Consider the following 20,633-nt stretch of genomic DNA (forward strand, 5'->3'; position numbering starts at 1 on the left):
ACCGTCTAGACAGGTGATGAGAGCAGCTTGCTCTTAGCAAAAAGATTTAGAAGTTTGGGATTGCTCGATCGCCATGCAGCACGGCATTTCAACCCGAAACAGGGTGCCCTGACCCGATTCGCTCTCAACCGATAGGCTGCCCTGCATCAGCGTGATCAGCTGTTTAGAAATTGATAGCCCCAACCCTGTGCCCTGATAGCAACGGGACGTACTTTGATCAACCTGCCAAAATTCCTGAAAAATTTGCGCCTGGTGTTCGGGGGCAATGCCAATTCCGGTATCGCGCACACTAACTGCAATTCGTCCTTCGGGCAGTTCCAGTAGCTCGATCGTAATGCCGCCTTCGTGAGTGAATTTAATGGCATTAGAAATTAGATTAATCACTACTTGTCTCAGCCGCAGGCGATCGTTTACCACCATCACGTTTTCTGACGGCAGGATCAGGTTAAACGCCAGATTCTTTTGCGCTGCGAGAGATTGGAGTTCTGACGTCGTTGCTTGCAGCAGTTCAGTCAGGTCAAACTCTTCTAGGCAGAGCTGAAGCTGTTGTTCCTGCAGCTTAGAGAAATCGAGGATTTCTTCGACCAGCTGCAGCAGATGTCGGCTATTGCGCGTGATGCACTCGATCATCATCGTTGTTTGCGGATCGGGGGACTGGACAAATCGTTGCCGCAGCAGTTCAGAAAACCCCAAGATAGCCGTCATCGGCGTGCGGAGCTCGTGGGAAACCGTCCGCATAAACTCGTCTTTGAGGCGATCGACTTCCCGGAGTTCCAGGTTTTGCATTTGCACTTCTTGCAGCCGTTTTTCGGACTGTTTTCGATCAGTGGCATCAATAATCAGCCAGCGAAGCGCGACCACCTGCTGACAGGAATTGCGAACGACATCAACCTGAATATCTGCATGAAAGGAGTTTTTCTTCCAGGTCTCTAGCTCTAGCTCAAATGCCTGAGGTTGCAACAGGCTAGGGAGCTGATTCAGCAAGGTACGAAACGATCGATGCTGAAGCGACGGCACAAAAACAGTGAGCGGTTTCCCGACCAGGAAATGTTGTGGAATCTGAAGCAGCAATGCCGCAATTTGATTGGCTTCTCGCACTGTGCCGTACAGATCTGTCACCAGATAGGCAGCAGGCGTAAACTCAAAAAGAGTTTGATATCGCTGCCGTTCTGCCTGGACGACTTCCTGCGCTTGCAGCAGGAAGTCGTTTTGCTGGCGCAGCTCTTCCTGAGCCACCTGAAGTTCTTCCATTGCCGATCGCAATACTTCCAGGCATTCCAGAATTAGCGTGCGCTGCTGCAGACTCTCGTTCTGTATTGCGTAGCTCAGCTCTTCGGTTCGCTGCTGCATGAAGTCAAGCTTCCGGTCGAATACAGATCTGTCAGCTCTATCAGCCTGTGATTCCGTCATACATTTAGCTTTCAAAATCTTAATGAATTATAAAAAATGACCCTAAAGAAGGTTAAAACCAGCAGGGAGTTTCTACTCACCCTTAAACTCACTTATCTAGGCTTGATGCAAATCTACAGAAAGGGATATTCCGCAAAAAGGCGGCAGAAACTTACCACCAAACTTTATCTCTGACCTTGTGCAACGAGTACAAAAGCAATAGTCCGGAAGCAATACAAAAGATAGTTATAAAACATCTTGTTTAAACAATGCTCAGAAAAGAACCTCCGAGCCTGGAGCAGGCAATAGAAGGGCGATCGTGTCCTTTAAGATTCTCGAAATAAATCTACGGCTAACAGCATTCTCTGTAGCCTTTTGTACAACTTTTCAGCCATTTCTAAACCTTCTCTAAAAGCTTTATTCAACGGATATTATTTTTTGTTGAATCACAATTGAGCAATCTGAATCGATCGCATCTTTACTGTTTTGACAGGGAAAAATATAGAACAACAAATTTTTATTGCTTGAAACTATCTTGCCGAAGTTTATCCTCCTGATGAGCTGACAAAGTGCAAAAGGCTTGATCTCTATTGAGGCAGCCTGCAAAGATCCGTTGCTCACTGAGTCGCCAGCATGTTTTAGAGCTTGCTTTAGAGTTATTGTTTAGAGCGATGGGTTTTGTTGCTTAAACTTCAGTAAGGCAAATGGTATTTTTCTCAAACAAACGGCTCTCTTTTGCTCCCCTCACGTCTGGTCACCCTGATGCGGCTTCGGCTAGAATTCCGGCGTCGAACCTAACTGCGGCTACGATCGATCGAACTAACTTAATGGCAAGACGACAGCGCGCATCTGACCAGGGTGGAAATACCCTTGCAACTGCCACTGTGATTTCGACTCCGGGGAAAAAACGAATCGTGGACACGACGCGCCGCAACGATGTCGATTTGTTTAAGCTTGTGCTTACGACGACCAGCAATGTGCGTCTCAATCTCAGAAATCAATCGAGTGCTTCGATGGTTGGCAGCGTTCTAGACAGCCAGGGACAAGTTCTGTCTTATCAAGGCAGCCCTCAGACCCTGACAATCGCCCCCGCTCGCCGCATTAATAGCCGCATCAATAATTTCTACAGCAATATTCAGCCCGGAACCTACTTTATTGAGGTCAGGACTCGCAGCCGGGCAGCCGCTCAGTACGAGCTAAAGCTCAATGTAATTGATCCCGCTGCGCCTGTTGACTGCGGCTGTGGCTCCTGATGATTCATGTAGGGCTGATAAATGTAGGGCTGATAAATTCAGGTCGGCTAACGATCGTGCAGCCAGCTTGCTGCCACTTCTCGATTGGGAAATAGCCCAAACCAGGCAAGATTTTGCACATAGTAGGCAGAGTCATTGTCCCAGATGCCGTTTTGGTAAGTTGGCAGCAGCTTTTGCGATCGAATTTCATCTGCCATTGCTGGATCAATCAGCCGCATTGCTGGATAAAGCATGGCGTACTGGCTGGTTGCTTCGTACGACACGATCGGATTGCCTGCCAGATCGATTCTTGCCGGAATTCGGCGGTTCGATTTCCACTGCTGCTGAAGCTGGCTCAAGTGCTGCCGCAGATATTCCCTGGCACGGGGTTCCTCAAACCAGACGGCATCGAGTGCCATGCGCCACCAAACACGAAAGGCATCAAAGCTGTAGATTGATCGTAGATTAGACCCTTCCGCCACAGGTTCAAAAGCCCCAGTAGTCAGGTTTAGCACCACCCAATCGCTGGGCAGCTTTGCCGCTGAGAGGGCGGCTGAATCTTCTAAAAGCTGATAGCTGCTGTTGACCAGGCTCATCCAATCTCGCTCCGAGTCGACCTGAGCAAACATCCGAAACGCATAGGGCGCAGCATAGGACGGGTTGAGGATCACCTGATTAGGCTGGGGTTGAAAAGAGGCGATCGGTCCCGGCAGCAGATGGCGAGCTGTGCCACTACGTATCCCACCGGGCATCACAACGATCGTGGAATCGTTCCAAATGTCTTTGAGCTTGGCTTGCGCCAGTGTGAGATATTCTGGGCGGTTCCATCGACGCGCTGCCAAGATTAGAGCCGTAGCTGCATCAATATCGGCATCGCTGGCAAAATTGCCATCCAGAATGCCCCACTCGCCCTGGTCGTTTTGTCCCCATTTCCATGCCCAGAGGGAATCGCGCAGCTCGTTGCCGTCTCGTCGCTGAAGATTCTGCTCTGCCCAGCGCAGCGTTAGCGCAAACATTTCGGGATCATTGGCCAGCACCGATCGCAGCATGGCGTATGCCTGCCCTTCTGAAACGGTTCGATCGTTTGCTTCGCGATCAATCACGCGCCCATCTGCTTGAATGAATCGCTGCTTATAAGCCGTCCAGCTCTGGCGCAACAGTTCAGAAGTTGTGGGGGCAGTCCGCGATTGAACAAGTGCTGGATTTGCGGCGCTCAGTTCCAGTTCTCCCAGGGAGGCGATTACCCTTTCGGGGAACAGCGAAGCGATCGGTTGAGCATTGACACGCGAGTAGGCTGCGGCAACACCAATCGACGACAGGAGCGACAGCAAAGCCAGCGAAATCAGGAAGAGGAATTTCCACATCGGGCAATATCTGAACGACTGATTTGACTCTACTTCTAGAACTGACCAGATTTCTCTGATTAAGCAGGAAGAAATGAGTAAAGGTTCGGTGAAGATTCGCTACAATAAACCGTTATTTTCGGACTCCACTCTAGTCTCGATCGAGAATATTGCGGCTAGATTGATTGACGAAACAGTAAACAGGGTGTTGAGAAGGAGCTGACGTGTGAGGCTGAAGGTGTGGAGCTTAAAAGGGGGTCTGAAGCAATGACGACGCGCCAAGGGACAAGGCAAATCTATTCTGTGTCTTCAGCCCAGATCGCTGCCCGTCGGCGCAAACTGCGAAAGCAGCGACGCTGGCAGGTTATGCGGACAAGCTGGCAAGTGCTGATGGTGGGAGGTCTGACAGCTGGACTCGTTTGGGTCATCTCGCTGCCTGACTGGATGCTCCGCAGTGCGGCTCAGGTCAAGATTGAAGGCAACCAATCGCTTGCGGCTGATACAATTCGAACCCTGCTGCCGCTTCAGTATCCGCAGTTTCTCCTGACGCTTAAGCCGCAGGCGATCGTTCACCAGCTAGAGTCTCAGGCTCCGATTGCTGAAGCGACTGTATCGCGCCGCTTGTTTCCTCCCGGCCTCACGATCCGGATTCAAGAACGCAATCCGGTAGCGATGGTCTACGGCACTGCCACCGATTCAGCGATCAACCCAGCCGCAGGCTCAGCCACGAATGCAGTGACCGATTCGGCTACGAATCCACTCAACTCAGAACTGAAGCCAACCGCATTTCTTGACGAGCGCGGAACGGTGATTCCCTACGAAAAATATATGGCTCTGCGCGGGTCGCGTCCTCTGCCAACCCTGAAAGTAATCGGCATTCAGCAAGATCAGCAGCGGCTCGACTGGGCATCTCTCTATCAGCAGGTGAGTCAGAGTCCGGTCAAAATCTTGGAAATCGACTGGCAAGAATCGGGTAACCTCGTCCTCCGAACGGAGATGGGAACCGTACATTTAGGGGCATACGGCGCACAGTTTGCCAAGCAGCTTCAAACGCTTGATCGGATGCGCTATCTGACTCAGAAGATTGAGGTGAGCGATATTGCTTTTATTGATCTGAGAAACCCAGATATGCCCCGAATTGAGACAACTCAAGTGGTTTCACCAATCCTCAGTGCAGCTGAAAACGTACCCGAGAACGCAGCCGAAAATGCAGAGGACGATCAATTCCAGCAAACGATCGAGCCATTGACCGAATCAATCGATGCCGTTTCAGGTGATGCAGCGTCAGGCGAAGCAATGCCATCAGAAAATCAATCAGACATCGGCACAACCGAGCCAGCGGGAGAAACAAATCTTTAGCAATGCTTTTTTAGCCGCAGCTAAAATTCACGCTTCACCAAACTGCTGAATTGACGCTTTATTAAACTGGAGAATCGAAAATGAAAGCAACCTGTTTTGTAAGTTCAACCAGCGTTTTAAGCAGGCGAAAATACGATCGATCGAAACTGAAAGAAGACGGTTGCTGACTGAAACTATTCCAAACGAATCGAGCATCTTGGTGATTCGATTTCATAAATTAGTTTCACAAAAGTTAACTCAATGGTTCGACGCTTGCTTTCCAGGAATTCAGCGATTTCTCCTACAATTCTGCTAACAATGCAGAGCAAACCCGAATCAGGCAGCATAGACCAGGACAGTGCAGTGTAACCCCGAATTTAGATTTGGTTTTTCCTGCAACTTACCCTATATTTATCTAGAGTCATCCTGCTTTATAAAGCCTTTGAATCCTACACTATCTAAATTCCGATGACATTTAATAGTAGATTAGAAAATACCCATAACGACTCCCCTGATGCAAATCAGGGTAATTCCGCTTTGTCCATGAATTCAACTAACCCCTTTAGCTCAAACTCTGGGGTAAACTTGGGACAACGTGACGTCAAAGGCGCACTGGGAGAAGAAGCCAGGAGTGGAGAAATTGTGCCGAGTAGTGTAGCCAGAATTAAAGTCATTGGTGTAGGTGGTGGCGGCTGCAATGCCGTGAATCGGATGATTGCCAGCGGAGTTGCGGGCGTTGAATTTTGGACGGTGAATACCGATGCCCAGGCGTTGACTTATACGGCTTCTTCAAGCTGTCTGCAAATTGGGCAGAAGCTGACGCGAGGCTTGGGTGCAGGAGGAAATCCGGCGATCGGGCAAAAGGCAGCAGAAGAGTCTCGTGATGAGATCGCGGCTGCGCTGGAAAATGCGGATCTCGTCTTCATCACCGCAGGCATGGGTGGCGGCACGGGAACGGGAGCTGCGCCGATCGTGGCAGAGGTTGCCAAAGAAGTCGGTGCGCTGACGGTCGGAGTTGTAACCCGTCCTTTCACTTTTGAGGGCAAACGCCGCACTAATCAGGCAGACGAAGGCATTTCTGGACTGCAAACCCGCGTTGATACGCTGATTATTATTCCGAACGACAAGCTGCTGACGGTCATCTCAGAGCAGACGCCTGTTCAGGAAGCATTCCGTGTGGCAGACGATATTCTGAGGCAAGGGGTGCAGGGTATCTCCGATATCATTACCATTCCTGGTCTGGTGAACGTGGACTTTGCCGACGTGCGGGCAGTGATGGCAGACGCAGGTTCTGCGCTGATGGGCATCGGGGTTGGTTCGGGCAAGTCCAGAGCTAGGGAAGCCGCCACCACCGCGATTTCTTCGCCACTGCTGGAATCGTCGATCGACGGAGCAAAGGGCGTAGTCTTCAATATCACAGGCGGTAGCGATCTCACCCTGCACGAAGTGAATGCGGCGGCTGAGATTATTTACGAAGCAGTAGACCCCAACGCCAATATTATCTTTGGGGCAGTGTTAGACGATCGGCTTCAGGGCGAAGTGCGAATTACGGTGATCGCGACCGGATTTTCGACTGAACCTCAGCCCCAGCCTGCTCAAACCTCTAGAGTGTCTCCCTTAAAACGAACGCCTCCTGCCCCGCCAACGATGACCCCGCCTCCGCAGCCGCTTCCCCCGACTTCAGAGCCGCGCACCAAACCGGGACTCGATATTCCTGAATTTCTTCAGCGTCGCCGTCCACCCAAATATTAAATGGCTGTCCCGACGCGTCCTTCACCCTGGACAATCGGGCTGATTTTGACGATCGGCGTGCTGTCGGTTTCTGCGTCGGCAGTTTTCATTCGGCTAGCATTGCAGGCAGCAGGCGTGTCAGGCGTGGGGTTTAGTTTGGTGCTAGCGGCAAGTCGGTTGACGATCGCCTCTCTCATCCTGGCTCCCACCTGGAGGAACTTTGCTGGCTTCAAGCTCTCGCCGCGCAGCTATAGCTTCTCGATCGCCGCAGGTGCATTTTTAGCAATTCATTTTGCCACCTGGATCGCGTCGCTGTCCTATACTTCGATCGCAGCTTCGGCAACGCTGGTGACGACCAATCCCGTGTGGGTTGCGCTGCTGTCCTGGCTCTGGCTGGGGGAAAAGCTAAACAAGCTGACGATCAGCGGAATTGCCGTGACGCTGCTAGGGGGCGGACTGGTTGCGCTGGGCGGAAATACCGCAATGGGCGCAGGCAGCAACCCGCTCTTGGGAAATGCACTGGCATTGATTGGCTCCTGGGCGGTCAGCCTTTACTTTTTGTTGGGACGAGAAGCACAGCAGCAGGGACTCTCGATCGGCAATCATCTCGTGCTCACTTACACAACAGCGGCTCTGCTCCTATTCCCTCTGCCGTTGCTGTTAGGTACAGGCTACACCGGGTATCCGATCGCCGTGTATGGTTATATTCTGCTAATTGCTTTATTTCCGCAGCTTATTGGACACAGCAGCCTGAATTGGGCAGTGTGCTGGGTATCGCCAACATTGGTGACGCTGACCATTTTGGCAGAACCTGTAGGGTCGAGTTTGCTGGGGGCGATCGTCTTTCAGGAGAATCCAGGTTTTGGGGTGCTCCTGGGAGCGATCGTGATTCTGAGCGGAGTTGCGATTGCTGCTTGGGGGTCGCGATCGGTTCAGGACCAGTAGGATGCTAACGGCATGGGCTTCCTGCATGCCCAAATTAAATCAGCGGTGGGATGGGCATCTGCTTTGGGCAAGTGAGGACACCCACCCCACTAATATTCCCCATTAATATTCAATTCAATCGGCGGGATGGCGGCGTTGATGCCAGTTCCAGGCATCACGGAGAATCTGGTGAATATCAGCGTGTTGGGGATGCCAGCCAAGGATTTCTTTTGCCTTGCCGCTACTGCCGATTAGAGCGGGGGGATCGCCGGGACGACGATCGCATTCCACGACTTTGATCTCTCGTCCGGTCACTTCTCTGGCAGCGTCGATCACCTGCTTCACCGAGAAACCGCTGCCGTTACCCAGATTAAATTTCGCACTCTCCTTGCCCTGCATCAGATATTCCAACCCCAGAACGTGCGCTGATGCCAGGTCTGTGACATGGATATAGTCACGAATGCAGGTTCCGTCGGGCGTGGGGTAGTCTGTGCCAAAGACGGAAATCGAATCGCGCTTGCCCAGAGCTGTCAGCAGCACCAGGGGAATCAGGTGAGTTTCAGGCTGGTGATCTTCACCGAGCCGTCCTTCGGGATCGGCACCTGCGGCGTTGAAATAGCGAAAACAGACCGACTTCAGCCCATAAGCCACATCAAAATCCGCCAGAATGCGCTCGACCATCAGCTTCGTTGCCCCATAGGGATTGATCGGGTTTTGAGGATGATCTTCAGGAATCGGCACCGCAGTCGGAATGCCGTAGGTGGCGCAGGTTGAGGAAAACACAAACTTTTTGATATTGGCAGCGACCATTGCTTCTAGCAGCGTCAGCGTTCCAACCACGTTGTTTTGGTAATATTTCGCTGGATCGGTCACGGACTCACCCACGTAGGCATAGGCAGCAAAGTGCATCACGGCAGCAATGTCACGGCTAGCGAAAAGCTGATCCATCAATGCCCGATCGCTTGTATCACCCACGATGAGTTCAACTTTCAGCACGTCTTCGACCAGTTCGCGATGCCCATAGACCAGGTTGTCGAGCACGACCACGTTATAGCCTGCCTGCTGGAGTGCTAGCACTGCATGGGAGCCAATGTAGCCTGCGCCACCCGTTACTAAGATCGTTGGTTTTGCCTCAGACACGTGCCTTCCCTCCTGATAATTGCTTACATCACCATAGCGATTTTCGTCGATCGATCGCCTCTGCCGCTTGGGGTTTGATTAATTCTTTATCGAACTCTAAAGCAAGAGCGTTTGCTTTTTGGCAAGATGAAGGCGCACCTCATCAGGACAGATTAGGAAGAAGAATGGCGGTGGTGATTGCAGGCGATCGAAGTGGAGTGGGAAAAACAACTGTCACGCTGGCGTTGCTGGCAGCACTGCGGCAGTGGGGATCAGTGCAATCTTTTAAGGTTGGACCCGACTATATCGACCCGATGTTTCACTCGTATGTGACCGGGCGATCGTGTCGCAATCTTGATCCGGTTCTGACTTCTGAGGCGTATGTGCAGCAGTGTTTCAGCCAGCAGACGCAAACGGTAGACTATGCGCTGGTGGAAGGCGTCATGGGACTCTTTGACGGGGCAGGAGCATCCGATTGGGCAAGTACCGCACATATTGCTCGTTTGCTCGATTTGCCCATCCTGCTGGTGCTGGACTGCGGCCGCATGGCACGATCGATCGCCGCTTTAGTCCACGGATTTCGATCGTTTGATCCCACTCTGCGGTTTGCTGGGGTTGTTCTGAATCGGGTCGGCAGCGATCGACATCTGGAACTGCTGCAAGCTTCCCTGGAACCGCTGAATTTACCGATTTTGGGTGTGCTGCGTCGTCAGGCAGAAATTACGATTCCCGATCGCCATTTGGGGCTGGTTCCGACGGATGAATTGCCGCAGATGCAGGATTTGCTCGATCGGTTGGGGACTCTGGGGCGGGAGGGGTTTGATTGGGAAAAGCTGTTGCCGTTGATCGAGGCGGGAAAGGGAATAGGCCCTCAGGCGAACCGCCCCCTAAATCCCTCTATTCTGGGGGATTTTGAGATGCAGCGTGTGGAAATTCCATCGAGCGGTATTCCTTCCTTTATGGCGACTGAAGCACAAACTGATCGGTTGCGGGTTTCGCTGGGCGAGAATCGTCCTCGCATTGCAGTTGCTCGCGATCGAGCGTTTAGCTTTTACTACGCGGACAATCTGGATTTGCTCGAAACGCTGGGGGCAGAGCTAGTTGACTGGAGCCCGTTAATTGATTCTGAACTGCCCGCAGGCGTGAACGGTTTGTATTTTGGCGGAGGATTCCCGGAGGTTTTTGCGGCTGAACTTGAGGCAAATTCTCAGGCACAGGCATCGGTGCGATCGGCAGTTTTAGCCGGAATGCCAACTTATGCAGAATGTGGGGGGCTGATGTATCTGAGCCAGGGTATTGTCGATTTTGAGGGGCAATCCTGGCAGATGGTGGGAATTTTGCCCACTATCGCCCAGATGGGCAAACGGCTGACCCTGGGCTATCGGCAGGCGATCGCCTTGCAGGACAGTCCTTTATTACCGCAACAGGCGATGGTTTGGGGACATGAGTTTCATCGATCGACTTTGACTCAGCCTCCAGTTCCACCGCTTTATCAGATCCGGGGTTATGATGCCACCAGTTCAGTTTCGACTGAAGGATGGCGGCTACATCAGGTTCATGCGTCCTATGTGCATCTGCATTGGGGTGGCGATCGCCGCATTCCATTCAATTTTTTGAGAGCTTGCGGGCAGTTTGAGTAGGGCAATGGCAGCCTGTGACCTGTAGCCATGTGTCAGCCATGCGTCGTTTTCGGTTCTTTCCTCCGTTCTTTCCATCATGTCCTTATCGATCGTGCTTGCTGAAATTCAAGAAGTGAGCCTGCCGTCTCAGGGGAGCTTTGAAGAAATTGTCGTTGGTTGGATTATTCTGCTGCTGGTGGCGACGGGGGTTGCGCTGCTGTCGCGCTGGTTTCGCATTCCCTATGTGACCGGATTAGTGCTGGCAGGTTTAGTTATCGCGCCCTGGATTCCCGATCGCGTCAGTCTTGATTCGTCGCTGATTTTGAATTTGTTTCTGCCGATCCTGCTGTTTGAGGCGGCGATCAATACCGATGTTAGTCGGCTCCGCAGCACGGTCAAGCCGATTTCGCTGTTGGCAGGTCCGGGTGTGGCAATTGCAACGGCGGTGACGGCGATCGGCATCAAATATGCCCTGAATCTGCCCTGGATTACGGCTCTGATTCTGGGCGTGATTTTGGCGATTACGGATACGGTGTCAGTGATTGCGGTGTTTAAGGAAGTTTCCGTTCCGTCGCGGCTGACGACGATCGTGGAAGGCGAAAGCTTATTTAACGACGGCGTTGCGCTGGTGCTATTTAATCTGGTCTTGCAGGCGAACCTGAACGGCTCTGTGACGATCGCCGATGGCTTTGAAGCCTTGATTGTGGTGATTGTGGGCGGTACGTTGGTGGGGCTGGCGTTGGGCTATCTGGGGGCAGGACTGTTTGCCCGATCGGATGACAATCTCAGTAGCATTCTGCTGACTGTGGCGCTGGCATTAGGTACGTTTCAGGTAGGTCACACGTTAGGAGTGTCGGGCGTGGTGGCGGTTGTGGTGGCAGGGCTGATGGTGGGCAACGTGGGGCAGTCGCGTCAGGTGGCAGCTTCTAACCGCGTCACGCTCTATAGCTTCTGGGAATACGCCGGATTTGGCGTAAACACGTTTATCTTTTTGCTGATTGGGGTGGAGGTGAATCTGATTTCCCTCTGGCAGACGCTTCCCGCCGTGCTGCTGGCAATTTTGACGTATCAAATCGGGCGAATTCTCGCGGTTTATCCCTTGCTGACCCTGGTAGGCTGGATCGATCGCCCCATTCCCCCTCGCTGGAAGCACGTTTTATTTCTGGGCAATATCAAAGGATCGCTGTCGCTTGCGCTTGCCCTCAGCCTTCCCGAACTGCTGCCTGGCCGCAGCGATGTCATTACGATTGTCTTTGGTGCAGTTCTTCTTTCCCTTGTCGGTCAGGCCTTGAGTCTTCCCTGGTTTGTGAAACGGCTCCGGCTTTCCGCAGTCTCCCCGACTCAGCAGCACACCGAAGAACTGAGGGCGCAGCTCATTATTGCCAAAGCCGCCCAGGATGAACTCGACAGCCTGCTAAAATCCGGCGTTTTGCCCAAAGCGATTTATGAGGAAATGCGATCGAGCTATCAGGTACAAATTGTGAAAGCCGAGAGAGCGTTGCGCGATCTGTATAACCAGTGGGCGATCGACGTTGCCACCGGAAAAGGACAATCTTCACGCCTGAACGGAATTCACCGTCGCTTATTGCTGGTTGAAAAGGGCGCATTGGCGGAAGCCGTTCGTCGGGGTATTTTGACCGATGACACTGCAAAAGATCAGCTTCGCCAGATTGATGAGAAACTGCTGAAACTGGGAGAGGATTAATGGCTTGTTTGGGAAAGCACTAGAATTTTGCTCACTATCCCAAATAAGCTTTGCGAATTCGCTCATCGCTCAATAACTTCGAGGCGTCGCTAGTCAACGTCATCTGCCCTGCTTCCAGCACATAGACCCGATCGGCGGTTTGCAGTGCCAGGTTTGCGTTTTGTTCGACCAGCAAAACCGTGACTCCAGCATCACGAAGCTGACGAATCACCGAAAAAATTTCTCGGACGATTTGCGGCGCGAGTCCTAAGCTCGGCTCATCCAGCAGCAGCAGACGGGGACGGCTCATCAGGGCACGGGCGATCGCTAGCATTTGCTGTTCCCCGCCGCTCAGAGTTCCGGCAAGCTGATTGCGTCGTTCGCCCAGTCGCGGAAAGGTGAGAAACTGTTTCTCGATATCCGATTTGATGCCGAGGCGATCGTTTCGTGTGAATGCACCCAGTTCTAAATTTGTGAGTACAGTCTGTCGTGCCAGAACTCGCCGTCCTTCCGGGCTGTGGGCAATGCCAAGCTTCACCATCTGACTGGGTGCGAGACGAGTGATCGCCTGTCCGCGATAGAAAATCTGTCCACGAACCGGATCGACCAATCGCGAGATCGCCCGCAGTGTTGTACTTTTGCCCGCTCCGTTTGCGCCGATTAGGGTGACAATTTCGCCCTCGGCAACATCCAGCGTCAGATCTTGCAATGCCTGAACTGCACCATAGTTCACGGATAAATTTTGGATTTGCAGCAGTGATTTTGCCATATTGATTTCTGATTGCCCCGTTTTTCAATCGCCCCATCTCAACGCCAAACGCTATTCACCCAGATAAGCCGTGATCACTGCCGGATCATTTCGCACCGCTTCAGGGTTGCCCAAAGCAATGAGCTGTCCAAAGTCGAGCACCGCAATTCGATCGCAGAGTCCCATCACTAGGGGCACATGATGTTCGATCAGCAGCACGGTCAGATTGAATCGATCGCGAATCTCCCGAATCAGATCGCTCAGTCCACCCTTTTCGTTCGTGTTCATTCCGGCAGCAGGCTCGTCGAGCAGCAAAAGCTGAGGTTCGACGGCAAGGGCGCGGGCGAGTTCTAGTCGTCGCTGGTCGCCATACGCTAGATTTCGGGCAGTTTGCTGTGCCTTGTCTGCTAACCCCACCAACTCCAGCAGAGAAAACGCTTTGAGCTGAGTTTCCTGCTCTTCAGCGATCGCTTTAGGCATTCCGACGATCGACTGCATCAGATTCGCATTGGTATGCAGATAGCGGGCAATGGCGACGTTTTCCAGCACTGAAAGATTGCCAAATAGCCGCAAATTTTGAAACGTGCGAGCAATTCCCCGGCGGGCAATTTGGTGCGGACGCTGACGGACGATCGATCGTCCCTGATAAAAAAGCTGTCCACTCGAAGGCGGAATTAAGCCCGTGATCACGTTAAACAAAGTCGTTTTCCCGGCTCCATTCGGACCAATCAACCCAAAAATTTCGCCTTGCTGAATGCCAAACGATACATTATTCACCGCAACTAAACCACTGAATCGTCGAGTAATCTGCTGAATTTCAAGAAGGAAAGACGTTTCGGAAACCATTGTTTTAATGGGGATTGGGAGAGAGGCGATCGGGTATCTGAGTGAGGATAAAGGATTTGCGCTCGTGTCTTTTCAGTCTGTTTTGGAATGATTTGTCTTGGAATGATTTGTCTTGGAATAATTTATTTTTGAAGGTTGTTTGAGGAGTAGTAGAAGATCTTGTATTGCCCCTCAATTCTCCAATGCTAGAGAACTTTGAAGTTCGTAAAAGGCTGAGTCCCCTTTAAAGTAGAGAGATTGTTAAATTAGAGAAATTATGGGAGCGGTTTGAGTGAGCTATCACGCTTTAAACATCTTCTTACAGGCATTTCAAAATTCTGCTTTAATTGGCTTTTTTTCACGCTTAAATCTGCCACCAATTTGCTTCAACAATTCTGGCGTGATAATGCCCTGTGGATAAAAAATGCTGCTGAGAACAATGAGTAATCCATAGAGAATCAGCCGACCATCTTGCAAAAAATCTGTTAGCCAAGCAGGTAAGCCTGCAATGCCGCCGATCGCCCTCAGCACTTCGGGTAAAGCAGTCAGCACCATGCCGCCCACAACCGGACCCACAAAAGTTCTTGACCCGCCGCTTAATACAAACGCAAGGTAAACAATACTGGCATCAAATGTACCCTGCCTCGCATTCCAGGTATTCAAAAAATGGGCACTAACCGCTCCCACAACTCCTGCTAAAACTGCTCCCAAGGTAAAGGAAAGAACTTTATAGCGTGTCGGATTAATGCCCACTGTGGCAGCAGCTAACTCATCTTCGCGAATTGCCCGCATGACTCGCCCAGTTTCAATTCGCTCCAGCCGATGGAGAAATACCATGCTTAGCAACAGCAAAGGTAAAGCAATCCACAAATAGCCGATTTGTGTAGAGAAAGGCTGCGGAATGCCGAAAATTCCCACTGCCCCACCCGTAATTTCTAAATTTAGCGAAAGCACTCTTAGAATCTCGACAAATGCGATCGTTGCAATTGCCAGATAAATTCCTCTCAATCGCAGAACCGGAATACCTAAAACTACGGCAAGGATTGCTGAAACGATCGCCGCAATTGCCATTTCAACAAACACATAAACTAGCGGAAAGGTGCTGCCAGAAAACTTAAAAACCTGAGTCGAAAGAATCGCCGCAATATAACCTCCTAACGCATAGAATCCGGGCGATGCCAGCGACAGTTGACCTGCCATAAGCGGCAAATAAACCGAAAGCCCCAGCATTGCCCCGAATAGCATGGAGACAATTAGAAAACCGTAGGTATTGAGGAAGGAGAGCATTGAGGGGTGGAGATGAGGAGGTAAGGAGATGGGGGTTAGACTTTTTGGGCGAAGGTGCGTCCCAGAAGACCCTGGGGGCGAACGAGGAGGACGATAAAGAGGAGGGCGAAGGCGATCGCTTCTTTGTAGCCTGAATAGTCGGCGGGGACGAAAGCTTCTGCCAAACCGATTACCAGCCCGCCCAAAACCGCTCCGGGAATATTACCTAATCCGCCCAGCACAATCACGCCTAAGCCTTTTAAGCCGAACGAAATGCCAAAATAGGGTCCGGCAATACTGACGCTGGAGCCAACTAATGTGCCTGCAACGCCGCCGAGAAAGCCGCTGAGGAAAAAAGTTAGCGTGATAAATTTTTCGGTGTTAATGCCTAAAAGACTGGCGGTTGTTGCGTCTTCTGCAACAGCTTGCAGTGCCTTACCAATGCGCGTGAAGCTAATCAGATAGGTCAGGATTGCAACCAGAACGGCAGACACGCCAAAGATCACGACTTGAACAGTTCTAATCGGCACGGGACGATCGGCTGTGCCAAAGTTCACCGAAGCAGGTAAATTGCCGTAGATATTGTCAGAAAAGGTATAAATTTCTGCGCCAACGAGATACTGAATCAAATTGACAATTACCACTGCCATACCCAGACTCGAAACCAGCGTTAATAGCGAATCTGCCTTACGCTTTCGCAGCGGACGAAAGGCAAATCGCTCAATCAAAACCGAGGCGAATCCCGCAATTAAACTGCCAAAAATCAGGGCAAGCAGGAAGGGGAATTGAATCGGTAATGCTGCATTTGCCAATAGTCCATTAAATCCAAATTTGCCGCCCGTTAACGTGTAGGTAAAATAGGCTCCCAGCGTGAAAACGGCTCCATGAGCAAAGTTAATAATGCCAAGAATTGAGAAGATCAGCGTGTAGCCCAGAGCAAAGATGGCATAGACGCTGCCGATCGATAATCCATTGAGAAGCTGCTGCAGAAAGACGGTGAAATCCATAGGAAGAAGAAGCGAAGTCAATCAGGGGATCGATCGGGGTTTTAACAAGTTGTTTCAGGAGTCTTCGAGATCCTGCATTGCCCCCCACATTCCCTAATATTGGGGAACTTTGAACTTGAGAAGGCGTATTTCCTGCCAAGTTAGAGAGTTAGCAGAGCGAATTAAAGCACAATTGCGGCTTTTCAGAGATACTTTGATGCTTTATTTGACGCTTTGGAGGCGATCGATCCAATCAAAGATAGAGAAGGTAATACTCACCTTATCAATCTTGCAAGCCTCATCCTCAAAACCGTTTTCGACTCTGCTAAAAACAGATCCTTCTTCAGTCTCAAAATCCCTCATTAACGGGAAATTTAAGAAGCAACGCAGAACCTACGCAACTTCTCAAATATCCTACTACTTCAAGAATTCAAATCGTCCGTTATTGCCGTCCGCGTCCATCTTGATTTGTGCGACATAAAACTGGCTCTGCTGAATTTCGCCTTCAGAATCAAAGGCAATTGAACCGATCGGCGTTTCGTATTTGCCTGCCAGAATTTCTTTGTTGAGTTCCGATCGCAGTTGCTCTAGCGATAGAGTATTGAGCTTGGTTTTGTTATCAAGTGATTTGAGTGCTTCAACAAACACCTGAACGCCTGTAAATGCCTGGGCACTAAACTGAGGTGGCTCTTTCTGATTTTGTGATTTGTAGGCTTCGCGGAATGCTTTGTTAATCGGATTATCAAGTTCCGGGCTGTAGGCTTGAGCAATCAAAATGCCGTCGCAATCTTTCTTGCAAACCGGAAAGATGTTCGATGTATTCAAACCGTTACCGCCAATAATCGAGCCCTGATAACCCAGATCGCGAAGCTGCTTCACCAAGTTGCCACCGTCTGCTGCCAATCCAGAAATAATCACCAGTTCAGGATTGGTATTAATGGCATTTGTTGCTTGAGTTTGAAAATCGGTGTCCGTCGTCTGGAACTTTTGCACCGTGGTGAGATTCAGATTCGCTTCCTTCACAGCATTTTGAAACGTTTCGGTTTCTGATTTGCTGAAGGCATCATTTTGAGCAAACAGAACGGCAACGTTTTTGATGTTGGGATTGATCGTCAAAGCCGTCTTTAGCGCGTTTGGAGCCACAACCGCAACCGGAGCCGACACCCGCGCGATATATTCGCCGATCTGGGGAATTCCCTTTGCCGTATTCGATGGAGCCAGTACTGGAACTTTAGCGCGATCGGCAACTGGATCGGCAGCAAACGCCTGCTGGGAAAGGGTTGGTCCGACAATACCGACCACTTTGTCTTGAGTAATCAGCGCGTTAAAAGCGTTAATCGTGCCCTGCTCATCGCCTGCGGTGTCCTGGAGTACGAGCCTGATCGGAGTTCTGTTCACGCCGCCCTGGTCATTGAAGTAGGTTTCAGCAATTTTTGCGCCAAGTACCTGTTCCTGACCTAACAGAGCAACGTTGCTGGTTTGCGCTACGGCGACCCCAATGGGAATTGCATTCCCTGTTGCTCCAGAACCGCCCGATGAACCAGTCGAGGCTGCCTGGTCAGGCGTATTCGTTTGGGCACAGGCAACAATCAGAGAAAACGTGAATAGAGACAGCAGTAATTTTGTAACGATTCTTCTTGAAAACATTTTTAGGAATCTCCGATCGAATTTTATTTATTAAGGATTTGTGCTTTGCGGTCAGTTGTTAATTAGCCGTCCTTATTTTTGAAATCAACTTTAGCCGTCGATCGCTTTTGCAGCTGCAATGAGAACTCAATGTAGGGGCAGAACTCCTAATTCGGAGAACGACTTCCTAGCCCTCTCGATTCTGATATTCTCAGCAGCCTGGCGACAGCAACCTAATCGATCGCACTCATCCTGTCTCAGTAGGATTTCATCTCAAACGAATAGCCCCAACTCAATCAAATCAGCCGAGCCAATTCGATTAGGAAAAATCTTACCTAATCAAAATTGATTCAACTGAATCTAGACGATCTCTTAGTTTATACGCAGCTTTGATATGACTTGAATGATTATTACAAAGACTTAATCGGGCAGGCTTAAATTGTGAGTTTATTCACCCAGACTGTATTCGCCCAGTCTGTGATGCGATAGCAAAAGCATAAATTTCTACACTATTCAAAAATTATTTAAGAACCCTCGAAAATCACTCGATCGCCCCAGAATTCCTGCAAGCCTAAATACTGCCCTACCTAATTCCCCCTTATCTCCTTATCTCCCCATTCCCTTATCTCTCCACCCCCTGCATATAATCAATCACCTGATGCAACACCCCCGGCTTCGTCACCATCAGCACCGTCGAGTCACCCTCAATTACCGTATTGCCGTTGGGAATGATCAGATCCTCATGCGGGTGTGCCTGATAGCCAATAATCAGCAGTCCTTCGGGAAATTGGGGGTCTTGCGCTAGCTCTACCAAACGATGACCGACGATCGCCGAAGTTGAGGGAATTGGCAGCTTTAAGACTTCGATCTGATCCTGCTCAAAGTGCATCATTGACTCCACCTGGGGATACTCGATCGCATTCACCATTGTGGAAACTGCCAGATCCACCGCATTGGTAATCGATGTTGCTCCGGCAATCCGATAGGGTTCGGCGAAGTCGCGATGGCGCATTCTCACCAGAATTTGCGGCACGCCGTAGTGTTTCGCCAGGGCAACCATTGCCAGATTCAGCGCATCTTCTCGTAGGACGGCAGCGAGCACATCTGCTTTGCGAATGCCTGCTTCCATCAGCAGATCAGTACTCACCGCACTCCCTTCAAATGCCATCACGCCGAGCTGCTCACGGGCATAGCGACAGGCAACCGGATCGATGTCAATCAGGGCGATCGTGTGTCCCAGATCGACCAGCCTTTGCGCCAGGTTTAGTCCCATTAGTCCGGCTCCGCCAATCAAAACGTACATTCACCCTCCGATATTCGCAAATTGAGGCAAGCGGGCATTGAACGAGATCAAGATTCAAGTAACGAGATTCAAGCAGGATTGATGAATGAAATTAGTTCACCGCAGACACGATCGCCGGATGGAAATAGAACGCGGCTCCCAAAACGGTATAAGTTGCCAGCAGCAGCACGCCCTCCAGCCAGTTCGATCGCCCATCTAAGCTAATCAGGTTCGCAATAATCACGGCGATCGTCACAGCAACGACTTCAAACAAATTGAAATTCAAATCCATTGGCTGTCCGATCGCCTGCCCAACCAGCACCAGTAGCGGCGCCACCAGCAGCGCAACCAGCAGACTTGATCCCATCGCTACCGAGACAGACAGATCCATATTGTCTTTCATCGCCACCCGCACGGCAGTCACATATTCGGCAGCACCCCCTACCAGCGGCAGCAAAATCACGCCTGTAAAGAGCGGGGTGAGTCCCAATCCGGCTGTCGCTTCCTCAACCGCACCCACAAAGATCTCAGACTCAAAGGCAACTCCGATCGTCGCAGCCAGCAACACGCCAATCCAAAGGGTTAGATTCGGTTTCTCATGCGGTTCTCCCGATTCGCCTTCTTCCAGGTCAGCCAGTCCAACTTCATAAAGATAGCTGTGCGTCTTTAGCGAAAACAGCAGCGTCAGCGCATAAACCGCAATCAGGACGATCGCCACCGTTGCCGAAAGCTGGCTGATCGCCTGGGGCGCAACCCCCTGCGAAGTCGAAACTACCGTTGCCGGAAGCACGATCGCCGTTACTGCCAGCGTCATCGTTGAGCCGTTCACCCGTGCCACGATCGGCTTAAATTCCTGCTCTTTGTAGCGCAGCCCGCCCAGCAGCATCGACAACCCCATCACCAGCAGCAAATTGCTAATAATTGTTCCGGTAATGCTGGCTTTCACGATTTCCACCAAGCCTTCCTTGAGTGCAACCAGCGCGATGATTAGCTCTGTGGCATTGCCAAATACCGCATTCAGCAAGCCCCCGATCGACGGACCCGAAACAACCGCAACTTCCTCGGTGGCAGTGCTGAGCCAGATCGCCAAAGGCACGATCGCGATTGCGGCAGTGAAAAACACGGCTAAAGCACCCCACCCTAGCCGCTCGGCAGCGATCGAAATCGGAATGAAGATAAGCAAACCGAACGAAGTCAAATTTTTAATCGACATAGCAGACAGACGAATAGAACTGGGCATCCTGCAATCAAGACGCTGCCCTCTAGCATGACTCAAGTTTACTTTTCGCTCAAGAATGTGAGTGGCTGCGATCGCCCTGCAGGGGAAATTGTTTTGCATTGTAATGATGCTGTTTGATCAGAGCAGCACACGAACCACCGCTCTAGGGACTGTCGCTTCGTGCTCAAAAATCGCGATAGCCCTTGATTTCCTTGCTAGAATGCCGCTTTCGGTGGATGTCATTAAGCAATCCTACTTCTTAGGCTGTAATACAATTGCTCTATTCAGCCTGCTTCATTAGA

16 protein-coding genes are annotated in these 20,633 nt (G+C 50.9%); 6 read left to right on the forward strand and 10 right to left on the reverse strand.

What is annotated here, in order from left to right:
* Positions 1-33: 33 nt before the first annotated feature.
* On the reverse strand, positions 34-1,350 hold the full coding sequence (locus tag NDA02_RS01660; RefSeq protein WP_190791181.1) for a PAS domain-containing sensor histidine kinase: 1,317 nt from the start codon (positions 1,348-1,350) through the stop codon (positions 34-36).
* Positions 1,351-2,093: 743 nt separating this feature from the next.
* On the opposite strand from NDA02_RS01660, the gene NDA02_RS01665 reads away from it, so the two are divergent.
* Positions 2,094-2,642 (forward strand): pre-peptidase C-terminal domain-containing protein, encoded by a 549-nt coding sequence (locus tag NDA02_RS01665; protein ID WP_190791182.1) that lies wholly within the window; start codon positions 2,094-2,096, stop codon positions 2,640-2,642.
* Positions 2,643-2,689: 47 nt separating this feature from the next.
* Here NDA02_RS01665 and NDA02_RS01670 read toward each other — a convergent pair whose 3' ends face one another.
* Positions 2,690-3,985, reverse strand: a complete 1,296-nt coding sequence (locus NDA02_RS01670) for a glycosyl hydrolase family 8 (RefSeq protein ID WP_190791183.1) — start codon at positions 3,983-3,985, stop codon at positions 2,690-2,692.
* Positions 3,986-4,231: 246 nt separating this feature from the next.
* On the opposite strand from NDA02_RS01670, the gene NDA02_RS01675 reads away from it, so the two are divergent.
* The 3 genes from NDA02_RS01675 (at position 4,232) to NDA02_RS01685 (ending at position 7,978) form a co-directional block, all read left to right on the forward strand.
* The gene (locus tag NDA02_RS01675) at positions 4,232-5,323 is read left to right on the forward strand and encodes an FtsQ-type POTRA domain-containing protein (protein WP_348254307.1); all 1,092 of its coding nucleotides are present in this window, start codon (positions 4,232-4,234) and stop codon (positions 5,321-5,323) included.
* Positions 5,324-5,770: 447 nt separating this feature from the next.
* Positions 5,771-7,054 (forward strand): cell division protein FtsZ, encoded by a 1,284-nt coding sequence (gene ftsZ, locus NDA02_RS01680; RefSeq protein WP_190791236.1) that lies wholly within the window; start codon positions 5,771-5,773, stop codon positions 7,052-7,054.
* Positions 7,055-7,978, forward strand: a complete 924-nt coding sequence (locus NDA02_RS01685; protein ID WP_190791235.1) for a DMT family transporter — start codon at positions 7,055-7,057, stop codon at positions 7,976-7,978.
* A gap of 114 nt (positions 7,979-8,092) precedes the next feature.
* Here the strand turns inward: NDA02_RS01685 and galE are convergent, their stop codons facing one another.
* A complete protein-coding gene (gene galE / locus NDA02_RS01690) occupies positions 8,093-9,097 on the reverse strand; it encodes a UDP-glucose 4-epimerase GalE (protein WP_190791234.1) in 1,005 nt (334 codons plus the stop codon).
* A 164-nt stretch (positions 9,098-9,261) separates the two neighbouring features.
* Between galE and NDA02_RS01695 the strand changes: the two genes are divergently transcribed.
* Both NDA02_RS01695 and NDA02_RS01700 read left to right on the forward strand, forming a co-directional pair.
* On the forward strand, positions 9,262-10,716 hold the full coding sequence (locus NDA02_RS01695) for a cobyrinate a,c-diamide synthase (protein ID WP_190791233.1): 1,455 nt from the start codon (positions 9,262-9,264) through the stop codon (positions 10,714-10,716).
* A 76-nt stretch (positions 10,717-10,792) separates the two neighbouring features.
* Positions 10,793-12,400 (forward strand): sodium:proton antiporter, encoded by a 1,608-nt coding sequence (locus NDA02_RS01700; protein ID WP_348254309.1) that lies wholly within the window; start codon positions 10,793-10,795, stop codon positions 12,398-12,400.
* Between the two features lie 34 nt (positions 12,401-12,434).
* Here the strand turns inward: NDA02_RS01700 and NDA02_RS01705 are convergent, their stop codons facing one another.
* The 7 genes from NDA02_RS01705 to cax form a co-directional block, all read right to left on the reverse strand.
* Positions 12,435-13,136: an ATP-binding cassette domain-containing protein gene (locus NDA02_RS01705; protein WP_190791007.1), complete on the reverse strand. Its 702-nt coding sequence runs from the start codon at positions 13,134-13,136 to the stop codon at positions 12,435-12,437.
* Between the two features lie 63 nt (positions 13,137-13,199).
* Positions 13,200-13,973: an ABC transporter ATP-binding protein gene (locus NDA02_RS01710; RefSeq protein WP_190791005.1), complete on the reverse strand. Its 774-nt coding sequence runs from the start codon at positions 13,971-13,973 to the stop codon at positions 13,200-13,202.
* A 309-nt stretch (positions 13,974-14,282) separates the two neighbouring features.
* Positions 14,283-15,239 (reverse strand): branched-chain amino acid ABC transporter permease, encoded by a 957-nt coding sequence (locus tag NDA02_RS01715; RefSeq protein WP_348245807.1) that lies wholly within the window; start codon positions 15,237-15,239, stop codon positions 14,283-14,285.
* 35 nt (positions 15,240-15,274) lie between these two features.
* Positions 15,275-16,225 carry a branched-chain amino acid ABC transporter permease gene (locus NDA02_RS01720; protein ID WP_190789711.1) on the reverse strand — a complete coding sequence of 317 codons (951 nt, stop codon included), beginning with the start codon at positions 16,223-16,225 and terminating at the stop codon, positions 15,275-15,277.
* Positions 16,226-16,621: 396 nt separating this feature from the next.
* Positions 16,622-17,851, reverse strand: coding sequence for an ABC transporter substrate-binding protein (locus tag NDA02_RS01725; RefSeq protein ID WP_348254311.1), 1,230 nt, complete (start codon positions 17,849-17,851; stop codon positions 16,622-16,624).
* Positions 17,852-18,452: 601 nt separating this feature from the next.
* Positions 18,453-19,133: a TrkA family potassium uptake protein gene (locus NDA02_RS01730; protein WP_190789713.1), complete on the reverse strand. Its 681-nt coding sequence runs from the start codon at positions 19,131-19,133 to the stop codon at positions 18,453-18,455.
* A 91-nt stretch (positions 19,134-19,224) separates the two neighbouring features.
* A complete protein-coding gene (gene cax, locus NDA02_RS01735; RefSeq protein ID WP_190789714.1) occupies positions 19,225-20,325 on the reverse strand; it encodes a calcium/proton exchanger in 1,101 nt (366 codons plus the stop codon).
* Between the last annotated feature and the right edge of the window lie 308 nt (positions 20,326-20,633).

Origin of the sequence: Leptolyngbya sp. ST-U4, assembly GCF_039962215.1 — a bacterium.
Lineage (GTDB): Bacteria > Cyanobacteriota > Cyanobacteriia > Elainellales > Elainellaceae > Leptolyngbya_A.

Excerpts from the sequence above, each read along its gene's own strand:
- ftsZ (WP_190791236.1), top strand. The coding sequence starts at position 5,771 with ATGACATTTAATAGTAGATTAGAAAATACCCATAACGACTCCCCTGAT.
- cax (WP_190789714.1), bottom strand. The coding sequence starts at position 20,325 with ATGTCGATTAAAAATTTGACTTCGTTCGGTTTGCTTATCTTCATTCCG.
- NDA02_RS01715 (WP_348245807.1), bottom strand. The coding sequence starts at position 15,239 with ATGCTCTCCTTCCTCAATACCTACGGTTTTCTAATTGTCTCCATGCTA.
- NDA02_RS01660 (WP_190791181.1), bottom strand. The coding sequence starts at position 1,350 with ATGCAGCAGCGAACCGAAGAGCTGAGCTACGCAATACAGAACGAGAGT.
- NDA02_RS01695 (WP_190791233.1), top strand. The coding sequence starts at position 9,262 with ATGGCGGTGGTGATTGCAGGCGATCGAAGTGGAGTGGGAAAAACAACT.
- NDA02_RS01700 (WP_348254309.1), top strand. The coding sequence starts at position 10,793 with ATGTCCTTATCGATCGTGCTTGCTGAAATTCAAGAAGTGAGCCTGCCG.
- NDA02_RS01730 (WP_190789713.1), bottom strand. The coding sequence starts at position 19,133 with ATGTACGTTTTGATTGGCGGAGCCGGACTAATGGGACTAAACCTGGCG.
- NDA02_RS01665 (WP_190791182.1), top strand. The coding sequence starts at position 2,094 with ATGGTATTTTTCTCAAACAAACGGCTCTCTTTTGCTCCCCTCACGTCT.
- NDA02_RS01685 (WP_190791235.1), top strand. The coding sequence starts at position 7,055 with ATGGCTGTCCCGACGCGTCCTTCACCCTGGACAATCGGGCTGATTTTG.
- NDA02_RS01720 (WP_190789711.1), bottom strand. The coding sequence starts at position 16,225 with ATGGATTTCACCGTCTTTCTGCAGCAGCTTCTCAATGGATTATCGATC.
- NDA02_RS01675 (WP_348254307.1), top strand. The coding sequence starts at position 4,232 with ATGACGACGCGCCAAGGGACAAGGCAAATCTATTCTGTGTCTTCAGCC.
- NDA02_RS01725 (WP_348254311.1), bottom strand. The coding sequence starts at position 17,851 with ATGTTTTCAAGAAGAATCGTTACAAAATTACTGCTGTCTCTATTCACG.
- NDA02_RS01670 (WP_190791183.1), bottom strand. The coding sequence starts at position 3,985 with ATGTGGAAATTCCTCTTCCTGATTTCGCTGGCTTTGCTGTCGCTCCTG.
- NDA02_RS01710 (WP_190791005.1), bottom strand. The coding sequence starts at position 13,973 with ATGGTTTCCGAAACGTCTTTCCTTCTTGAAATTCAGCAGATTACTCGA.